This is a genomic window from Anderseniella sp. Alg231-50 (assembly GCF_900149695.1).
GTDB lineage: Bacteria > Pseudomonadota > Alphaproteobacteria > Rhizobiales > Aestuariivirgaceae > Anderseniella.
Genome location: NZ_LT703003.1, coordinates 1151437 through 1170714, shown reverse-complemented (window position 1 = coordinate 1170714; position 19278 = coordinate 1151437). Strand labels below are relative to the sequence as shown.

20 protein-coding genes and 1 pseudogene are annotated in these 19278 nt (G+C 58.5%); 9 read left to right on the top strand and 12 right to left on the bottom strand.

Annotated features, from left to right (window positions below; genetic code table 11):
* Positions 1 to 69: 69 nt before the first annotated feature.
* Positions 70 to 807 carry a DUF533 domain-containing protein gene (locus DHN55_RS05540; RefSeq protein WP_108880349.1) on the bottom strand — a complete coding sequence of 246 codons (738 nt, stop codon included), beginning with the start codon at positions 805 to 807 and terminating at the stop codon, positions 70 to 72.
* Positions 808 to 973: 166 nt separating this feature from the next.
* Between DHN55_RS05540 and DHN55_RS22585 the strand changes: the two are divergent.
* The 5 genes and pseudogenes from DHN55_RS22585 to DHN55_RS05520 form a co-directional block, all read left to right on the top strand.
* Positions 974 to 1417 (top strand): annotated as a pseudogene (locus DHN55_RS22585) (DMT family transporter); the annotation flags it as partial.
* A gap of 78 nt (positions 1418 to 1495) precedes the next feature.
* Complete coding sequence (locus DHN55_RS22580; protein ID WP_443111124.1) at positions 1496 to 1885, top strand: DMT family transporter; 390 nt, start codon at positions 1496 to 1498, stop codon at positions 1883 to 1885.
* 102 nt (positions 1886 to 1987) lie between these two features.
* On the top strand, positions 1988 to 3676 hold the full coding sequence (locus tag DHN55_RS05530) for an acyl-CoA dehydrogenase family protein (protein WP_443111085.1): 1689 nt from the start codon (positions 1988 to 1990) through the stop codon (positions 3674 to 3676).
* A gap of 6 nt (positions 3677 to 3682) precedes the next feature.
* The gene (locus tag DHN55_RS05525; protein ID WP_108880347.1) at positions 3683 to 4573 is read left to right on the top strand and encodes an SDR family NAD(P)-dependent oxidoreductase; all 891 of its coding nucleotides are present in this window, start codon (positions 3683 to 3685) and stop codon (positions 4571 to 4573) included.
* A 75-nt stretch (positions 4574 to 4648) separates the two neighbouring features.
* On the top strand, positions 4649 to 4837 hold the full coding sequence (locus DHN55_RS05520; protein ID WP_108880346.1) for a twin transmembrane helix small protein: 189 nt from the start codon (positions 4649 to 4651) through the stop codon (positions 4835 to 4837).
* Between the two features lie 14 nt (positions 4838 to 4851).
* Here DHN55_RS05520 and DHN55_RS05515 read toward each other — a convergent pair whose 3' ends face one another.
* Positions 4852 to 5637, bottom strand: coding sequence for an SDR family NAD(P)-dependent oxidoreductase (locus tag DHN55_RS05515; protein ID WP_108880345.1), 786 nt, complete (start codon positions 5635 to 5637; stop codon positions 4852 to 4854).
* Positions 5638 to 5846: 209 nt separating this feature from the next.
* On the opposite strand from DHN55_RS05515, the gene DHN55_RS05510 reads away from it, so the two are divergent.
* The gene (locus DHN55_RS05510) at positions 5847 to 6248 is read left to right on the top strand and encodes a YkvA family protein (RefSeq protein WP_337659953.1); all 402 of its coding nucleotides are present in this window, start codon (positions 5847 to 5849) and stop codon (positions 6246 to 6248) included.
* Between the two features lie 5 nt (positions 6249 to 6253).
* On the opposite strand, the gene DHN55_RS05505 is transcribed toward DHN55_RS05510, so the two are convergent.
* On the bottom strand, positions 6254 to 7351 hold the full coding sequence (locus tag DHN55_RS05505; protein ID WP_108881723.1) for a glycine cleavage T C-terminal barrel domain-containing protein: 1098 nt from the start codon (positions 7349 to 7351) through the stop codon (positions 6254 to 6256).
* 182 nt (positions 7352 to 7533) lie between these two features.
* On the opposite strand from DHN55_RS05505, the gene DHN55_RS05500 reads away from it, so the two are divergent.
* Positions 7534 to 8400 carry a LysR substrate-binding domain-containing protein gene (locus DHN55_RS05500; RefSeq protein ID WP_108880344.1) on the top strand — a complete coding sequence of 289 codons (867 nt, stop codon included), beginning with the start codon at positions 7534 to 7536 and terminating at the stop codon, positions 8398 to 8400.
* Between the two features lie 51 nt (positions 8401 to 8451).
* On the opposite strand, the gene DHN55_RS05495 is transcribed toward DHN55_RS05500, so the two are convergent.
* Positions 8452 to 9426 carry a zinc-binding dehydrogenase gene (locus DHN55_RS05495; protein ID WP_108880343.1) on the bottom strand — a complete coding sequence of 325 codons (975 nt, stop codon included), beginning with the start codon at positions 9424 to 9426 and terminating at the stop codon, positions 8452 to 8454.
* A 287-nt stretch (positions 9427 to 9713) separates the two neighbouring features.
* On the opposite strand from DHN55_RS05495, the gene DHN55_RS05490 reads away from it, so the two are divergent.
* Together DHN55_RS05490 and rlmN are read left to right on the top strand one after the other, a co-directional pair.
* Positions 9714 to 10175 (top strand): invasion associated locus B family protein, encoded by a 462-nt coding sequence (locus DHN55_RS05490; RefSeq protein ID WP_337659952.1) that lies wholly within the window; start codon positions 9714 to 9716, stop codon positions 10173 to 10175.
* A gap of 146 nt (positions 10176 to 10321) precedes the next feature.
* A complete protein-coding gene (gene rlmN, locus DHN55_RS05485; RefSeq protein ID WP_108880341.1) occupies positions 10322 to 11539 on the top strand; it encodes a 23S rRNA (adenine(2503)-C(2))-methyltransferase RlmN in 1218 nt (405 codons plus the stop codon).
* Positions 11540 to 11551: 12 nt separating this feature from the next.
* On the opposite strand, the gene DHN55_RS05480 is transcribed toward rlmN, so the two are convergent.
* The 8 genes from DHN55_RS05480 to tsaD form a co-directional block, all read right to left on the bottom strand.
* Entirely contained in the window at positions 11552 to 12157 is a 606-nt protein-coding gene (locus DHN55_RS05480) for a DsbA family protein (RefSeq protein WP_108880340.1), read from the bottom strand.
* A gap of 313 nt (positions 12158 to 12470) precedes the next feature.
* Entirely contained in the window at positions 12471 to 13082 is a 612-nt protein-coding gene (locus DHN55_RS05475; RefSeq protein WP_337659951.1) for a L,D-transpeptidase, read from the bottom strand.
* Between the two features lie 100 nt (positions 13083 to 13182).
* Positions 13183 to 13563 carry a hypothetical protein gene (locus tag DHN55_RS05470; protein ID WP_337659950.1) on the bottom strand — a complete coding sequence of 127 codons (381 nt, stop codon included), beginning with the start codon at positions 13561 to 13563 and terminating at the stop codon, positions 13183 to 13185.
* Positions 13564 to 13725: 162 nt separating this feature from the next.
* Entirely contained in the window at positions 13726 to 15675 is a 1950-nt protein-coding gene (acs, locus tag DHN55_RS05465) for an acetate--CoA ligase (protein WP_108880337.1), read from the bottom strand.
* A gap of 118 nt (positions 15676 to 15793) precedes the next feature.
* Positions 15794 to 16498, bottom strand: coding sequence for a class I SAM-dependent methyltransferase (locus DHN55_RS05460; protein ID WP_108880336.1), 705 nt, complete (start codon positions 16496 to 16498; stop codon positions 15794 to 15796).
* The gene (locus DHN55_RS05455; RefSeq protein ID WP_337659949.1) at positions 16444 to 16878 is read right to left on the bottom strand and encodes an EVE domain-containing protein; all 435 of its coding nucleotides are present in this window, start codon (positions 16876 to 16878) and stop codon (positions 16444 to 16446) included. Before DHN55_RS05455 ends, DHN55_RS05460 begins: the two co-directional genes overlap by 55 nt.
* Before the next feature lie 309 nt (positions 16879 to 17187).
* Positions 17188 to 18192 (bottom strand): NAD(P)H-dependent glycerol-3-phosphate dehydrogenase, encoded by a 1005-nt coding sequence (locus DHN55_RS05445; protein WP_108880333.1) that lies wholly within the window; start codon positions 18190 to 18192, stop codon positions 17188 to 17190.
* Entirely contained in the window at positions 18189 to 19253 is a 1065-nt protein-coding gene (gene tsaD, locus DHN55_RS05440; protein ID WP_108880332.1) for a tRNA (adenosine(37)-N6)-threonylcarbamoyltransferase complex transferase subunit TsaD, read from the bottom strand. Before tsaD ends, DHN55_RS05445 begins: the two co-directional genes overlap by 4 nt.
* Positions 19254 to 19278 lie beyond the last annotated feature (25 nt).

The following is a 19278-nucleotide window of genomic DNA, read 5'->3' as shown; positions in this document are numbered from 1 at the left end:
TCTCAAGCCCCTGGTAAAAACAGTAGCTGAATGGGATGTGGGCGTTTCAACGCCCACATCAATTCCTGTTCAGGCCGGCAGTTTTGCAACTTCTGCTTCAATGTTCCCCTTGAGCTCCGGCGCGAGCTTGAGGCGGGCAGACAGCATTGCAAGGTAGGCCTGTTCGGCGGGGTCGTCCGGATCAATCGCCAGGCAGGACGCCGCATAGACTTCAACCGCCTGTTCGGTGTTGTCGGCCAGCGCGACAATGGCGTCTATGTCTAGAGGCTTGCGCAACTCGTCCATCAGAAAAGCCTTTTCCTCCATGCCGAGGCCGGCCTCGTCAAACTTGCCGAAAATGCGTTGCTGCTCTTCCGCGTCAATGTGCCCGTCGGCTTTCGCCGCCGCGATCATCGCCTGGATGATCTTCACGCCCAGCGCATTGCGTTCTTCTTCGGGTGCGGGAAGGAAGGCCGTGCCTTCAGCTTCCGGTGTTATGTCCTTCATCGGCGCATGCGGTGCCGGACCGGCCGACGACGGGCCGCCGGCAGGACCGCCCGCCTTGGACGATTGCCAGTCATTGTAAGCCTTGTAGGCAAGCCCGCCGAGAACGGCCACACCGCCGATTTTGGCTGCCTTGCCGGCCATTTTGCGGCCCTTCTTGGTTCCAAGCAGCAATCCTGCCAGTCCACCGGCAGCCAGTCCGCCGCCAAACCCCTTGAAGCTGTCGGGGATACCGCCACCGCCGGAACGGGCCGGGGCGTCTCCGTTTTGGGTCTGGGTGTTTGAGCCCAGGAACTGATCAAGAAGTTTCTGCGTGTCGAACATGTAAGCGTGCCTTTCGTACCGAACGGGAAATGTCTGCCTTCTATTGGTAGATGGAATGTGAAATGCACAAGACAAGTGTACGGACTGAAAAACTTTGCGTTTACCCAGCCAAACAGGCTACCCAACGAAGACAGCAACCTGAACGCGGCAGACTCATCAGACCCTCATGACATCCCCCAGCCAGGACAATGCCCAAGGCACCATCGGCGCCGCGCCCAAATGGCTCGGCCTGATACCCGCCGTCTTTGTGATGTTCTGGGCCACAGGTTTTATCGGCTCCAGGCTGTCAGCGCCCTATGCCGAACCGCTGAGCTTCCTGTCGATCCGGTTTGCCATTGTTGCTGTGCTGCTGGCTGTGGTCGCACTGGTCATGCGGGCATCCTGGCCGGACAGACGCACCACGGTGCAGTGCCTGATAACCGGCGCGCTGATCCATGGCGGTTACCTGGGTTTTGTATTCTGGTCGATCTGGAAAGGCATGCCGGCGGGCGTTTCGGCGCTTATCGTCGGCCTGCAGCCGCTGATGACGGCCATACTGGCGGGCCTCATGCTGTCTGAACGTATCACCGCGCGCCACTGGACCGGACTGTTTATCGGGCTGGCTGGTGTGGCCCTGGTGGTCTGGCCCAAGTTCACTCTCGACGCCGCCGGCATTACCCCCCTTACACTGGGCGCAAATGTCCTGGCCATGCTGTCGATCACCTTTGGATCGATCTACCAGAAACGGTTTATGACCAATGTCGACATGCGGACCGGCAACGCCTGGCAGTTTACCGGCGCCGCCATTGTCACCGGCATCGGCGCACTGGCCACCGAAAGCTATCTGATCACCTGGAACGGGCCGGTGATCTTCGCCATGGTGTGGCTCGTTTTCGTTCTGTCGATCGGGGCTATTTCGATGCTGTACATCATGATCCGGCATGGCGAGATTTCGCGGGTCACGACCCTGTTCTACCTGGTGCCGGGTGTGACGGCGGTCATTGCCTGGCTGATGTTTGACGAGCGCCTGCTTCCCGTCCAGATCGCCGGCATGGTTGTGTGCGCAGGTGCGGTCATGCTGGCCACCCGAAAGTCGTAACTCTGGTTATATTGCACCGCAGCAATTCACCGCTATACTGTCGCAGAAAACACGCCGCATCAATTAGTCGCCGTTCGAACCGGCAGCTCCAGAGGATACCCAATGAGCCTAGCTGAAGACATCCGCCCCGCATCCGCCGTCCTGCCAGGTCTGGGCGACATGATGACTTCAGCCGTCAAGGAAGTGGACACACTGTTCGCGCATGCGCGCGCCAACCTGGTTGAGCGCGTGGTGGCCGACGGACGGGTGTCGTCTGCCGCGGTCGAACTGGAACAGCATGCCGTGCACGGTCTTGCCTGGCTGGCAACATATGCCGAAACCTTGCGAAACATCTGCACCTGGCACGATGCGCTTGCAGGCGAGGGACGCCTCACGGAACTTGAACAGCTGATTGCCCAGGTCGTGTTCGGCGAATATCTCAATCACATCGCCGGCGGAATCCCGATGAACGGGCAGGAATTCATCCGTCTGCATGAACTGGGCATTGCGGCAACTGCTGTGGCAAAATTGCAGGATGGACCGTGCGGTGACCTGCTGCACTCCGGGTCCGCGCCCGCCAGCCGTGCGCGTCTGGTCGAACTGATGATCGACAGTCGCGCCAACCTGACCACGGGAGACTGCGGTCTCGACGGCATGCTTGATGAAATGCGCTCGCAGATGAACCGCTTCATCGAAGAAAACGTCGCACCGCATGCCCACGACTGGCACTGCAACAACGAGTATGTGCCGCTTGAGATCATCGCCAAGCTGGCGGATCTTGGCGTGTTTGCCCTCACGTTGCCGGAAGAATTCGGCGGCATGGGTCTGGGCAAGGAATCCATGTGCGTGGTGTCCGAAGAACTGTCGCGTGGCTGGATAGCCATCGGCTCGCTGGGCACCAGGCCCGAAATAGCCGCCGAACTGATTATCGCCGGTGGTACTGACGCCCAGAAGGAAAAGTGGCTGCCCGCCATTGCGTCCGGCGAGGTCCTGCCGACCGCGGTCTTCACCGAACCCAACACCGGGTCCGACCTGGCCTCACTGCGCACCCGCGCGGTGAAGGACGGCGATGTCTACAAGGTGACCGGCAACAAGACCTGGATTACCCATCCGGTCCGTGCCGACGTCATGACATTGCTGGTCCGCACCAATCCGGATGAACCGGGCTACAAGGGTTTGTCCATGCTGCTGGCCGAGAAACCGCGCGGTGATGACGCCGACCCGTTTCCGGCAGACGGCATGTCCGGCGGTGAAATCGAAGTGCTCGGATACCGCGGCATGAAGGAGTATGAGATCCGCTTTGAAGACTTTGAGGTCAAGGCAGAGAACCTGCTCGGGGGCGAGGAAGGCCAGGGCTTCAAGCAGCTCATGCAGACCTTTGAATCCGCCCGCATCCAGACCGCCGCACGCGCCATCGGCGTTGCCCAGAACGCACTTGACCTGGGCCTGCAGTATGCCACTGACCGGGTGCAGTTCGCCAAACCCATCGTGTCTTTCCCGCGCATTGCCGACAAACTGGCCCTGATGGCAGCGGAAATCATGGCAGCCCGGCAGTTGTCATATTTCTCGGCCCGCGAAAAGGACGCTGACCGCCGCTGTGACGTGGAAGCCGGCATGGCCAAGCTGCTGGGCGCGCGCGTTGCCTGGACTTGCGCCGACAATGCACTGCAAATCCACGGTGGCAACGGCTTCGCCCTGGAATATCAGATCAGCCGCGTGCTGTGCGATGCCCGGATTCTCAACATCTTTGAAGGCGCCGGCGAGATCCAGGCCCAGGTCATTGCCCGCCGCCTGCTGGAACAGGGTAACTGATCTCACATGACGGCGCGTACCATCCTCATCACCGGATGTTCGTCCGGCATCGGCTACACCTGTGCGATCGGCATGCAGCAGCGCGGCTGGCGGGTGATTGCCACCGCACGCAAGCCCGATGACATCGCAATGCTCAAGACGAAGGGCCTCGAAGTGCTTCAGCTCGACTACACTGATGCCTCTTCAATCGCAGCCTGCGCGCAACAGGCGCTGAAGCTTGCCGACGGCAAGCTCGACGCAGTGTTCAACAACGGTGCCTACGGGCAGCCGGGTCTGGTTGAAGACCTCAGTGTCGGAGTTCTGCGTGAACAGTTCGAGGCAAACTTCTTTGGCTGGCATGACCTGACAACCCGCCTGATCCCGGCCATGCGGGACCGCGGTTCAGGGCGTATCGTGCAGTGTTCCTCGGTGCTCGGTATCATCGCCGCGCCTTATCGGGGCGCCTACAATGCTTCGAAGTTCGCGCTGGAGGGTCTCACCGACACACTCCGGCTCGAACTGCACGGTTCCGGTATCAAGGTCAGCTCCATTCTGCCCGGTCCGATACGCTCGCGCTTCACGCTGCATGCCCTCAATGCCCTGCGCGACAAAGTCGATACGGCCGGTTCACGCCATCATGCGCTCTATGCAAAACGCATTGCGGAACTGGAAGCCACAGCAGGTGCTGAACCGGCCCCGCTGGAAACGCCCGAAGAGTCGCGGAAAAGCACAGGAAACGGATTGCTGCCGCAATACCGGCTCGGTCCTGACGCGGTCCTGGATTGCCTGATACATGCGACGGAAAGCGCCAACCCCAAACCGCATTATCATGTTACCTATACGACCAGGATGGCGGCGCTGGCCCGCCGGCTTCTACCTGACCGCTGGCAGGAAAAACTGGCTCTCAGGTCATCGTAAACCAAGGGTTTGTCCCTTCAATCTGGCGCTCCGGATGCACAAACCAGTGCGGCGGGAGCAAGCCCGAGAGGCATCATGTCGTTCGTCGATTATCTGGTTCCGATTTCCGTATTTGCAGTTGCCGTTGTTCTCGGTCTCGGGCTGCTCAACATGATGCGCGGGGGTGACAGCAACACGTCGCAAAAACTGATGCGGGCCCGTGTACTGCTGCAGTTTGTGGCCGTTATCGTCATCATGGGCGTGATTTACATCACAGGCAGATAGATCATCAGACCAATCTAGCGCGGCGCCATGCGCAGTGCGCCGTCGAGCCTGATACACTCACCGTTCAGCATGTCATTGTCGACGATGGCCAGGGCCAGCTTTGCGTACTCTGACGCGTCTCCCAGCCGCGCCGGAAACGGCACATTGGCGGCAAGGGCTGCGCGCACCTCTTCCGGCAATCCGGCAACCATCGGTGTGTGGAACAGGCCGGGCATGATGGTGCAGCACCGCACTCCGTCCCGCATCAGATCGCGCGCAACCGGCAGTGTCAGACCGATGACACCGCCCTTGGAAGCCGCATAGGCAACCTGCCCGATCTGACCGTCGGTACCGGCAATTGAGGCCGTGTTGATAATCACCCCGCGCCCGCCGTCATCTGTTACCGGTTCGCTGGCGATCATGCCGGCGGCACATTTGGAAATCATGTTGAAAGTGCCGATGAGATTCACGGCAATGGTTTTCTGGAAGCTGGCCAGCGCGTGAAACCTCGCTTCGCCGGTCTTCTTGTCGATGGCCGCAGTTTTCTCTCCAATGGCAATACCGGCACAATTGACCAGCACCCGTTCCTGGCCATGGGCGGCGCGGGCTTCTTCAAGGCCGGCGGCAACATTGTCGTCGGATGTCACATCCGCCTTCACGAAAACCCCGGCAATGTCGGAGGCAACCTGTTCACCGCGTTCGGCGTTCATATCGAATACCGAGACCCTGGCGCCTGCGGCAGCCAGCGCCCTTGCAGTTGCCTCACCAAGGCCCGATGCGCCGCCTGTTACAACGGCCGCCATGCCCTCAACAATATTCATTCCGCTTCCTTCCTCAATTACGCAGCCTGCCGCGATATCTTGTAACCTGACCTGGCAGTTTCCATATGCAAGTCAGCACCTAGATCAGTATGATTTTTTGATTGAAACAATCAAAAACCATAAAACTGATCGCTTTCAAAGTGCTAGAGCAACTTTATGGGTTCAATTGAACCCATGTTGCTCTAGTTTCAACACCGGGGGAGTGGATCGTGACTGAACAACAGCAATATCCGGACATTGAGGGCGATGATATCCTCATGCCGGGCACATATGATCGCAATGAAGAAACCGTTCGCAAGGGCTTCTGGTCCAAGCTGAAACGCAATCTTGCCCGCGTGCCGCTGGCAGATCAGGTCGTGGCCGCCTACTATGCCGCGTTTGACCCCGCCACCCCGTTTCGCACCAAGGCCATGCTGCTGGCCGCACTGGCCTATTTCGTGATGCCGTTCGATGTGGTTCCCGATTTCATTCTGGGCTTCGGGTTTACCGATGACATGACGGTACTGCTGACGGCTTTCGGCCTGATCCGCTCACACGTAACCGACGCCCACCTTGAACGCGCCAGGGAAACGGTTGAAAAACTGCGCGCCGAAGCAAAAACCAGCGAATAGCGTAATCAGCCTTGATGGGTCCGCTGCTTTTCAGGGTCGTAGATCGGCATGGCAACCACGGTTGCGGTCGTGTCGATATCACCGCCCGCCACGCCCAGCTTCGTACCGGGCTGTGCAGCGCCCGGCGCGACGTGGGCCAGGGCCAGTGACTTGTCCAGCCGGTGCGAAAAGCACGGGCTGTTGACGACGCCGGCCACCGAGCCATCCGCAGTCAGCTCCTCGCCTCCATTGACCATGTCATCATGATCGATCACCAGGCAGACATTGTTGACTTTCTCGCCGCCCTTGGCGCCAGCCAGCGCTTCACATCCCCGGTATCCGGTTTTTGACTTGCTGACGGTGAAGCCCAGACCCACTTCGTAAGGCGTGTGATCGGTGGTCATGTCATACCCGTAAAACAATAGTCCCGCCTCAATGCGAACCTTGTCCAGGGCCGTAAAGGAACACGGCATCACACCGGCTTCAGCCAACCGGTCCCAGATGTCGCCGATGACGGCTGCATCGGCAAAAATTTCATAACCCCGCTCACCGGAATACCCGGTGCGCGAAATGCGGCACGGATGATCAAACAGATCTGTTGCAATGTGTTGGAAGTAAGCCAGACTTTCCAGCCCGGCACTGCAGTGGGCATCCAGAATTCGCAACGCACCGGGACCCTGCACCGACAGGTCATGCAGGTCATCGGTAAACTGCACGGTGACGGATTTACCGGCCGCCGAAGCTTCCAGCAGGCTCATCGTATCGCCGGAGCCGTGCACAATCATCCATTCACCGCCACCGTTGTTGTAGACGATTGCATCGTCGGCCATGGTGCCGGCATCAGTAAGCACCGACAGATAGGCCGCCTCGCCTTCTCCGACGCGGCTCATGTCACGGGTGGTAAGATGGTCCAGGACCACCGCCGCATCGGCGCCGGAAACCATGACCTTTTTCAGCGGCGACATGTCGAACATGCCGGCGCGTTCGCGCACCGCATCGTGCTCGTCATTCGGGTCTGTGTTGTAGGTCCACGCGGTCCCCATGCCGTTCCAATCCTCGAGACCCGAGCCAAGGGCAGTATGACGTGATGCAAGAGCAGACGTGCGGCTGAGTTCTTCAGTCATTGGTATCTCCGATTTCGTTTCATCCTGTTCGCCCGGCCTGGCCATATCTGCGTCCAACCAGGCTGATCCCAAAATCGAGCATCAACCAGTCAAACAACGCCGATTGACAGTTTCTCTCCGGAAAATCCATCTGAAAATCGAATAGTTTTGCACTGAGCGGCTAACAGAATTATACGTTGGCAATGAGGTTCCGGCATTTCGACAACCTGCGCGTCTTCAACATCGTGGCAGAACACGGCAGCTTTTCTTCCGCTGCAGAAGAACTGCACTTGACCAAGGGAGCCGTCAGCCACCAGATCAGGCAACTGGAAGCAGTGTTGGGGTTTGACCTGTTCAAGCGCCTGCCGCGCGGCATCTCGCTCACACCAAAAGGCCGCGATCTACTGGCGGCAACGCAGTCGGCGTTTGAAGGCGTGGAGAAAAAAATCAGCGAACTGCAGCTGTCGAAGTCACGCACATTGACCATTGGCGTAACGACCTACTTCGCGTCGCGCTGGCTGTCTCCCCGGCTGATGGACTTCATGCGCGCGCATCCCGACATCCGTTTGCGCGTGCAGCCGATGATTGATCTGCATAACCTCAAGGCAGAAGGCGTGGACCTTGCCATCCGCTGGGGCAACGGCGCCTGGAGCGACGTCAGGATCGAGAAACTGTTTACCTGTCCGGCCTGGCCGTGCGGAGATGCCGATGCACTCAGCCAGGTCCGCGAACTGGGTCTGGAGGCCGCGTTTGAAAACTACACGCTGCTGCGTGACCGGGAAGACAGCACCGCCTGGTCACAGTGGTTCGAGGCCGCCGGCCTGGCTTATATGCGCCGCACCGACACCCTGATCATCCCGGATCCCAATGTCCGGGTACAGGCGGTGATCGACGGCCAGGGCGTGGCGCTCAATGACGCGCTGGTGGAAACCGAAATCGAGGCCGGCCGACTTCACCGCTTGTCCGACGTCGAGCTTTCCGACTTCGGTTACTATCTGGCCTATCCTTCCGACGCCGCCTCCAACCCGGATGTGGAGGCCTTTGCAGATTGGCTGAAACAGGTTGTCTAGAGGCTGGTCACGCTGCGCAGACCTGCCTTCATGAGCCTCATAACCGTAATCTTACGGCGTCACGATCACCTTGCCGCGCACTTCGCGCCGGGCGATCGCCATTAGGGCATCACTGGTTTCCTCAAGCGGATAGACCTTGTGAATGTGCGGCTTGATTTTTCCGTCCACGACCCAGTCCAGGAGTTGCGACATGTTTGCCCGGTGCCGGTCAGGCTCGCGTACCAGGTGATCGCCCCAGAAGACGCCGACAATCTGGCAACCCTTCAACAAGGCGAGGTTCAGCGGAATTTTTGGAATACCGCCACCGGCAAAGCCCACCACCAGGAACCGGCCCTTCCAGCCAATTGCCCGCAGGGCAGGTTCGGCCAGCTCTGCTCCGACGGGATCATAGATCACGTCGACGCCGCTGCCGCCGGTCAATTCCTTCAGGCGGACTTTCAGGTCTTCATCCGAGTAATTCAGCGTCTCGTCCGCACCGAGCCCGCGGCAGAATTCAAGCTTGTCGTCGGACGAGGCACACGCGATCACCCTTGCGCCCATGGCCTTGCCGATCTCAACCGCCGCCTGCCCGACACCACCTGATGCGCCCAGCACGGCAAGTGTCTCGCCCGGCTGCATGTCGGCACGGTCCTTCAGTGCGTGCAGCGAGGTACCGTAAGTAACGATGAGACCAGCGGCGGTAACGAAATCAAGCGCGTCCGGCATCGGAATAACGGCTTCCTGTGAGATCGCGATCTCAGCCCGCACTCCACCCCACACCGAATAGGCCATGACCCGGTCGCCGACCTTAAGGCCCTCAACACCATCGCCGAGGGATTTCACCTCACCGGCAATCTCGGCTCCCGGAGAGAACGGCAGGTCGGGTTTGAACTGGTACTTGTTCTGAATGATCAGCGTATCGAAAAAGTTCAGTCCCGCAGCCCTGACGGCAACAACAACTTCTCCGGGTCCGGCAACGGGGCTTTCGATATCGGCCACTTCAAGGGTTTCCGGGCCTCCAAATTGCGTACACAGAACAGCTTTCATCGGGTCTCTCTCATAGTGGTTTCGTCGAGTTCGGTTACATTACAATTTCATTGCCGGATGCCAGCTGCCAAATTACTGTCCAATTTGCCAAGCAGTTGTGAAGTCATTGACGGTCAGTGCTGGAAATTTCCAAATTTTGCATTTAGGTTACGGCAGGTTGTGCGCAGTTCGTCAAGCTGCGAGAACGGACGACGAGGCATTTCGAATCCATGAAGGTAAACATGTTGCAGAGCAGTTTTTTTAAAAATTCCACTATGCTGGCTATTTCCGGTGCCATGTGCGGCCTTATGTTAAGTCCGGCACTCGCCGAGGATCCGAAGTTCATTGAAGAGTTCAATGACTGGTCGGCTTACTCCTACAAGGCCGGCGGCGGCCAGGTTTGCTATGTCGTCTCGCAGCCCAAGGACTCAGAACCGAAGAATGTCCGGCGCGACAAGGTCTTCTTCCTGGTCCAGCATCGCCCCAAGGACAAGGTCAGATCCGAGGTTTCGACCATCATCGGGTACAAGTTCAAGTCCGGCAGCATGGCCAAGGTCGACATTGACGGCAACGAGCTGACACTGTTCACAAACGGTGACGGAGCCTGGGCAGAATCCGGATCGGTTGACCGCAAGATTGTGGCAGCCATGAAGGCTGGCAAATCCATGGTGGTGACCGGCACTTCGTCGCGCGGCACCAAAACCACCGACCGCTATTCCCTGTCCGGCATTACCGCTGCCATGGGCAAGATCGACAGCATCTGCAAATAGGCTGGTTGCTGTCAAAGCGCCGGACCTGTTTTATGGGTTCACCTGAACCCGTATTGTTGTAAGGCGCTGGCACAGCAATCGCCGCTTACGTGAAACCCGCTGCAGGGTCTCGCGCCCGTCATCGGTATGTGCTATTGACCCGCGCCATGAGTATATCGCTGGACATAGATCATCGCGCAACAAACGCTGCCGCTGACGGCACGCCTGTCATGGGGCTGCCCGCCCGCAAACCGCTCATTGGTCTGACCCAGCACGATCTGCTGCAGGCACTGTCGGAAACCGCCATCCCGGAGAAGCAGCTGCGCATGCGGGCGTCCCAGTTGTGGAACTGGCTCTATGTCCGTGGCGCCAGTGAATTTGCCGACATGACGAGCATTTCAAAAGAGTTGCGCAGCGACCTGGCGCATATGTTCGACATTTCACGGCTCGAGATTGTCACCGAGCAGATATCCAGCGACGGCACCCGGAAATGGCTGTTGCGGCTACCTGCCGATGACCTGGGCCGCCGGCACGAGATTGAAACGGTTTACATCCCCGAGGAAGACCGCGGGACCTTGTGTATTTCCAGCCAGGTCGGCTGCACGCTTACCTGCACGTTTTGCCATACCGGCACCCAGACGCTGGTCAGGAACCTGACGGCGGGCGAGATCGCCGGGCAGATACTGGTGGCCCGCGACCGTCTCGGAGAATGGCCGCACCTGATTGAAGATGCAGAGAATGCGCCTGCCAGCGGCCGTTTCATTACCAATGTGGTTCTCATGGGCATGGGTGAACCCTTGTACAATTTCGACAATGTACGGGACGCGGTGGACGTGATTTCCCACGGCGAGGGACTTTCCGTTTCCAAGCGCAGGATTACCCTGTCCACGTCGGGAGTGGTGCCGGAAATCGTCCGCGCCGGAGACGAGATCGGCACCATGCTGGCCATTTCGCTGCACGGCACGACGGATCAGATCCGCAATGAACTGGTGCCGCTCAACAAGAAATATCCGATCAGCCAGCTGCTGGACGCCTGCCGCAACTATCCCGGCCTGTCCAATGCCAGGCGCATTACATTCGAGTATGTGATGATCAAGGGGGTCAACGACACCGCGGAAGATGCCCGCCGGCTGGTTCAGCTGCTGAAAGGCATCCCAGCCAAGGTCAATCTGATACCGTTCAATCCATGGCCCGGGACCGACTATGAGTGCTCGGACTGGGAACAGATTGAAGTGTTCGCGCGTATCGTGCTCAAGGCCGGTTATGCCAGCCCCGTGCGCACACCGCGCGGGCGTGATATTCTTGCCGCCTGCGGCCAGCTCAAGTCAGCCTCGCAGAGACTGAAGAAATCCGAGCGCGACGCCCTCAAGGCAGCGGCCAACTAGTCCGGGCCGGCATTACCGCCGCCTCAGGATCCACTCGATCGCCTGTTCCAGCCTGTCGTCACCCCAGAACAATTCACCATCGGGAGTAATGAATGTAGGCGCTCCGAAAATGCCCTTGCGTTCGGCTTCCACACCGCGCTCGACAAGCGCCTTCTTGTTCTTGACCGTCACGGCGCGCTTCACCCAGTAGGCGGGATTGTCGACAAGTCCTTCGAGCACATTGAGAACGGTTTGCCTGTCGGAAATGTCCTGGCCGAGACCGAATTCCTTGTGAAAAACCCGCCTGCAGAATGCCGGCAGCCAGTCCTCGTCACGCCCGACCATCGCCACCCTGGTGGCAAGCAGGCTATGCTGCGGAAACTCGTCCGGCCGGTTGAAACAGAGATTATGGCGTTTGCACAGTCGCTCGACATCGCGCCACATGTACTTGCCCTTGAGCGGATACAGGTTGAACGGCGATGTCGACCAGCCGTGTTTCTGAAAAACAGGGCCAAGCAGGAACGGCATCCAGCGAACCTTGATACCGGCCGAATTCATCCAGTCTTCAAGCCGCCCGGCCGACAGATACGCATACGGACTGGCAAAATCAAACCAGAACTCCAGTTCAGAGGAAGTCATGAAACAGCGCCTCAGCTATGGCATGTCTCGCAAAGCTATGTGCGGTTTTGCGATCGAAGACATGCATAAACAAGAAATTGGAATGCGTTCAACATGTTACGGCAACCGCTTGGCTTCACCGAAACCATGTTGCCCAGCAACAGGCCAAGCAACGTGTTCACTGAACACAAGATGCGCATCCCGCTTCGAACCTTGTACAGCAACCAGATCTCATGCCGACTACGTGTCATGACATCAAAGCACAAAGGCAGCCCTGTTCAAGGGCTGCCTTCTCGATGTCTTCAACCGGCCATGGGACCTGATAACCGGTCAGTCAGCTGACGATTACCTTGGCGCCGATTTTGACCCGCTTGTGCAGATCAATGACCTCTTCGTTCAGCATGCGAATACATCCGGAAGACTGCGCGGTTCCAATGCTGGCTGGTGCGTTGGTACCGTGAATCCGGTACAGCGTGTCCCTGCCGCCCTGGAACAGGTACAAGGCCCGTGCACCAAGCGGATTGTTTGGTCCGCCTTCCATGCGCGCCGGCAAGGTACGGCCGTATTTCTTCTTTTCACGCTCGATCATTTCTTTCGGCGGATGCCAGGCCGGCCACTCAGCCTTGCGTGCAATACGCGCGGCACCGGTCCATGTGAAGCCCTGGCGGCCAACGCCCACGCCATACTCTATGGCCTTGTTGTCGGCGAGCACGAAGTACAGCTTGCGTTTGCGCGTGCTGACAATGATCGTGCCCGGTTTTTCAGTTGTCCTGTAACTGACGGTCTGTTTGCCGCGATACCTTGCGCGGCTGAAGAAACTCCCGCCCGTGCTGCTGCGGCGCCCGCCATTGTTGTTGAAATTGAAATGTGTCCGGCTTTCAGCAAGTGCGCCGGTAGTGGTGGCAGCAAGGGCTGCCAGGCTTGATATGAATGTGCGGCGATCCATTTTCATGGTCTCCTGTTTGCATGTTCAGATGAACAGTGATTCGATTGAAGACCACTCTACAAGTTCGAGAGTGGCGTGACAAAGGGTCAAGCAGCAGTTTTCAAAGCAAAAAACGGCTTAGAACTGCCAATCGCTCGCGCACATTGGGAGCTACAAGTTGGGATGAGAAATCCGTTGTAACCTGGTGTGACAGATACGGCAGCGAGATGACCAGTTGCGCCTTGAGTCCGGCCCAGTCGTCACCGTCGGACGCGAAAGTGCTGGCGGGCAACACAAACGCGTCGTTTTCTTCAACACGCGCACTCAGGCATATGTCCGTGCACGCAGATTCGCTGTTCTCGCTGACTGCATTGTCATCCGACACAGCTATCGAAATATCGGATGCATGTACCGTATCGACCAGAAGCCCCAGGCACGGCTTTGCAATCACTGCTATGAGCAGCGCAGCAACCAGCATGCGGGATAGAAGGCCTCGATACATGTGAGAAAAACTCCTCAACTTCTCGCCGCGTAATATCCTTGAATTTGCCATGCAAATCAACAGTCGGCAGTTCACCAGAACGTGAACGGAATTGACGCAGGCCAGCTGGCCATCATCGGGTGGACGACACCCGATGACTGCCACTTCTGCTTTTCACGCCGGTTATGTGCGATTCTGCCGGTTCTCGATCAGATCATCCACCACTGCAGGTTCCGCCAGCGTGGACGTGTCGCCCAGGCTTGAGAAATCATCCTCGGCAATCTTGCGCAGAATTCGCCGCATGATCTTGCCGGACCTGGTCTTCGGCAATCCGGGTGAAAACTGAATCTTGTCGGGTGATGCGATTGGCCCGATTTCCGAACGTACGTGACCGACCAACTGTTTTTTCAGGTCATCCGACGGTGCCTGTCCCGCCATCAGGGTTACGTAGCAGTAGATGCCCTGCCCCTTGATATCGTGCGGGTAACCAACCACTGCGGCTTCCGAAACCGCGTCATGGGCAACCAGTGCCGATTCGACTTCCGCCGTGCCCATACGGTGTCCGGACACGTTGATCACGTCATCCACACGACCGGTGATCCAGTAGTAACCGTCCTTGTCGCGCCGGCATCCGTCACCAGTGAAGTACTTGCCCTTGTAGGTGGAGAAATAGGTTTGAATGAAGCGTTTGTGATCGCCATAGATGGTGCGCATCTGGCCGGGCCATGAATCGGTCAGGCACAGATTGCCGTCCGTCACCCCGTCCAGAACACCGCCCTCATTGTCGACCAGTTGCGGCTGCACGCCGAAGAACGGCCGTGTGGCCGAGCCCGGCTTCAGATTGGTTGCGCCCGCCAGCGGCGTAATCATGATGCCGCCGGTTTCAGTTTGCCACCAGGTATCCACGATCGGGCATTTCTTCTTGCCGACGGCGTTATAGTACCATTCCCATGCTTCCGGGTTTATCGGTTCTCCTACCGAGCCGAGCAGCCGCAGGTCTTTCAGCGATGCCCGGTTTACAAAATCGTCGCCTGCCCCCATGAGCGCCCGAATTGCGGTTGGCGCGGTATAAAAGATATTGACCTTGTGCTTGTCGCAGATATCCCAGAACCGGCCGGCGTCGGGATAGGTCGGCACACCTTCAAACATCAGCGAAATCGCACCATTGGCCAGCGGCCCGTAGACAACATAGCTGTGTCCGGTAACCCAGCCGATATCGGCGGTGCACCAGTAGACGTCATCCTTGTGGTAATCGAAGACATACTCGTGGGTCATCGAGGCCCACACGAGATAACCCCCGGTCGTATGCAAGACACCCTTGGGCTGGCCGGTAGAACCTGACGTATAGAGAATGAACAGCGGGTCTTCCGCCTTCATTTTTTCTGGCGGGCAAACAGGCTTGGCCGCCACCACGGCCGAATGATACCAGACATCGCGGCCTTCAACCCAGCCGATCTGGCCGCCTGTGCGGCGTACCACCAGCACTTTTTTGACCTTGACGCCGCCCTTGGTGGCAATCTCGATGGCCTTGTCAGTGTTGGCTTTCAGCGGGACCGGCTTGCCGCCGCGCAGGCCCTCATCCGCAGTAATTACAAACGTCGACTTGCAGTCGACAATTCTGCCGGCCAGCGCATCCGGCGAAAACCCGGCAAACACAATTGAATGAATGGCCCCGATACGTGCGCAGGCCAGCATGGCGTAGGCTGCTTCCGGGATCATCGGCATGTAAATGGTGACGCGGTCACCCTTTTTCACGCCGTTCGCCTTCATCACGTTGGACAGCCGGCAGACCTGCTCGTAGAGCTCGTTATAGGTGATCTTCTTGTCGTCGAACGGATTGTCGCCTTCCCAGATGATAGCCGTCTGGTTGCCCCGCTTCTTCAGGTGCCGGTCAACGCAGTTATAGCAGACATTGGTGACGCCATCCTCGAACCACTTGATCGACACGTTGCCGGTATAGCTGGTGTTCTTGACCTTCTTGAACGGCTTGAACCAGTCGATGCGCTTGCCGTGCCTGCCCCAGAACTTGTCAGGGTCCTTGACCGACTGCTTGTACATTTTCAGATAGCCGTCATTGTCAACGAGGGCATTCTTTTTCCAGGCGGCCTGGACCTTGTATGTTTTTCCGGACATGAGCGCTGTTCTCCCTACCAAGTCATATGCGTGCGCGAAATTTTCTGCATTATGCGAAGTACATTGCTTGAGGGCAATGCGTCTTCCGTTCTAGATGAACCGGAGGCGGGACCTTGTATCAGGCAAATCGCCAGACCTTGCTGTTCTTGATCTCCGCATCCTCGAGATCGCGGGTGACGGGCACATCATAAGACGCGCAGGAAACCAGCCTGTCTCGCGGCAGATACGACCTGCCCGGATCGCCGATCAGGACATCAACCCCCTGTTCAGTCGCCGTTTCGAGCCAGCTCGCCAGCCTGCTGGCCACGGACTTCTCGTAAAACAGGTCGCCGACAAGAATGGCGTCAACATCCGGCGGCGATGCGTCCAGCATGTCATCACCACACGATGTGACAGCAGCCTTGTTGGCTGCAGCGTTGATGCTGATTGCTGCCAGTGCGAAACCATCAATGTCAGCCGCAGTCACGCTCGCAGCTCCCGCCTTCATGGCGGCAATACCGACCAGGCCCGAGCCCGACGCAAGGTCCAGTACCGTCTTGCCATGCACGGTTTCAGGATTGTCCAGAATATAGCGGGCAAGCGCCTGACCTCCCGCCCAGGCAAACGCCCAGAATGGCGGCGGCAGGCCCATCTCGCCCAGTTCTTCTTCAGTCTTGTGCCATAAAGGCACCGCCTCATGGGCGACATGCAGGGCGATTTCCGGCACCAGCGGCACCGGCATCAGTCTGGTATTGGCGACAATGAAATCGTGCCGGTGAGCAATACCGGTCACTTGCTGAGCGGTGGCGACGTCAACCCGCCCATGCGGCACACCTCCAGCCATTCATCGTGAAGAACCGGCTGAACCGACAGCCGCATTGATGTCACCAGGGACATTTTCTCAAGCTTGGGATTGGCCTTCACATCAGCCAGGGAAACCGGGTTCGGCATGTCCATGACCGCCTTGACATCCACACACTCCCAGCGCTCGTCGTCGGTGGTGGAATCAGGATGTATCAATGCACAGACTTCGCAAATGCCGACGACGTTCAGGCCCTCGTTGGAATGGTAGAAAAAGCCCAGGTCACCCAACTGCATGGCGCGCATGTTGTTGCGCGCCTGATAGTTGCGGATACCGTCCCATTCTTCACCCGCATCACCTACCGCCTTCAGCATCTCCCATGAAAATTTGAACGGTTCGGATTTGAACAACCAGTAAGCCATGATCCCTCATTTCATTTGTCAGACATTATTCTCAGGGTCGCGACCCTAGAGCATGAACCACCTAAATTGAAACATTTGACCGATTTTTCGCGTTTGCTGGTAAGGCACGGTTCCCGCCGTGGTCTGGTTGACCACAAGGGGACCGTAACGCAATCCGGCGAGCGTGAAAAACCGGCCTTTGGTGGGCCAGATCAGCCCATCGGCGTTGTTGCAAAGCTTGCCCGATGCACAGCATCGCGCCGCACTTTGCGCCTATCCGAATGAGCTGATTTGGCTCCATCAAATGCTCCAATTTAGGTGGATCATGCTCTAGTCGTGTTCGGCCCGCAACGGACGGGACATGAGTTGAATTATTTCATCATCCACATTTGCGCTGCCGGATACAATCCTCGCCACGGCTTCACAAACCGGCATTTCAATATTGTGGGCAGCAGCAATGGCGCACACGACGCCTGCCGTGTGCACGCCCTCCGACACCGCAGTGCGCGACGCAAGAATGGTCTGAAGATCAACACCCTTGCCCAGTTCGACACCAAGTGAAAAATTACGCGACTGGGTGCTTGAGCTCGTCAGCACCAGGTCACCTAGCCCTGACAGGCCGAACAGGGTTTCAGATTGCGCACCGAGCGCTTCCGCCAGCCTTCGCAATTCGGCAAATGACCGCGCAAGCAACGCCGCCTGTGCGGATGCGCCGAGACCCTTGCCGGCGCAGATACCGACCGCTATCGCCAGCACGTTCTTCACTGCGCCGCCGATCTGCACGCCCTTCATGTCGGCGGACACATAGATCCTGAATGACCGGGTGCTGAGCGCATGGGCAATGGCCGAAGTCTGGCGGGTATCTTCACCCGCCAGCGTGATGGCCGTCGGCAGTCCGGCGACGACGTCGGCGGCAAAGCTGGGACCTGACAACACGAATGGCTGCAGGCCGGAACCCTCCTGGACCACGTCTGTCAGAAACTTGTTGCTGTCGCGCTCAAGCCCCTTTGCCGTGACGATTAACGGGGCTGGTTCGCTGATGTGCCTGCGCAGCTTTGCCACAACCTCGCGGGTCGCTTGTGCAGGTGTTGCAAGGATCAGCAGTTCACCGCCGGTCACGCCGGACAAGTCCGCTGTAACCAGCAATTCGTCCGGCAAATGATGGCCCGGCAGGTAATTCTTGTTCTCCCGGTCAGCGGTAATGGCGTCTGCCAGTTCGGCGGACCGGCACCACAAGGTGGTTTGCAGGCCGGCACGTACGCACATGGTTGCCAGCGCGGTCCCCCATGCACCGGCACCAATCACCCATGCTGTCGAAAACTGTTTTGTTGTCATGCCTTGACCCCGGCGAACGGTTGCGGCTCGGCATCCGCATCCAGCGGCCAGCGCGCCCGCGCCGACAGTGCAAACGCGTCAGGATCCCGCCTGACGGCATTCTCAAGCCCGGCCCAGGCGATCATCGCCGCATTGTCGGTACACAGGTCAACCGGCGGCACGCTCAGGCTGAAACGCGCCTCGGCGCAGCAGCGGTCGAGGCACTCGCGCAATGCCAGATTGGCTGCGACACCTCCGGATGCGACCAGCACGCGATGCTGCAAACCGCCGTGCATTTCCTCAAACCGGACCATCGCGCGCTGCACACGGTCAGCCACTGCTGCACAGGCCGCCTCTTGAAAGGCAGCGCAGATATCCGCCACATCTGCTGCAGCAAGCGGTTGTATCGACGTAGCTGCCTGGCGAACAGCCGTCTTGAGGCCGGAGAATGAAAAATTGCAGTCGTCCCGGCCCTTCATCGGCACAGGAAACTTGAACCGCCGTGGATTACCGTGAGCAGCAGCGGCCTCCACTGCCGGGCCACCGGGATATCCCAGGTCGAGCAATTTTGCCGTCTTGTCGAAAGCCTCTCCAAGGGCGTCATCTATGGTGGTTCCAAGGCGAGTGTACTGCCCGACATCGTCGACACTCACCAGCTGGGTATGCCCCCCTGAAACCAGCAGCATCAGGTAAGGTGGACGCAGGCCTTCGGTCAGGCCGGGCGTCAGGGCGTGGCCTTCCAGGTGATTGATGCCGTAAAACGGCTTGCCGGTCGCAAGGGCGAGCGCCTTTGCCGTCATCAGGCCGGTCAGCACGCCGCCTATCAGGCCCGGCCCTGCTGTCGCGGCAATGCCGGACAGATCGTCATAGCTGCAGTCTGCCTCGCTCATCGCCTGTTCAACCAGCCGGTCAAGATGTGCCAGATGCGAACGGGCGGCGATTTCAGGCACAACACCACCGTAAGGCGCATGCAGCGCCGTCTGGGACAACACCACACTCGACACGATCTCACCCGAACCGTCCGGTTTGCGGGCGACAACAGATGCCGCAGTTTCGTCACACGAAGTTTCGATACCAAGCATTAAGTGCGTTTGTTGATTGTTGACG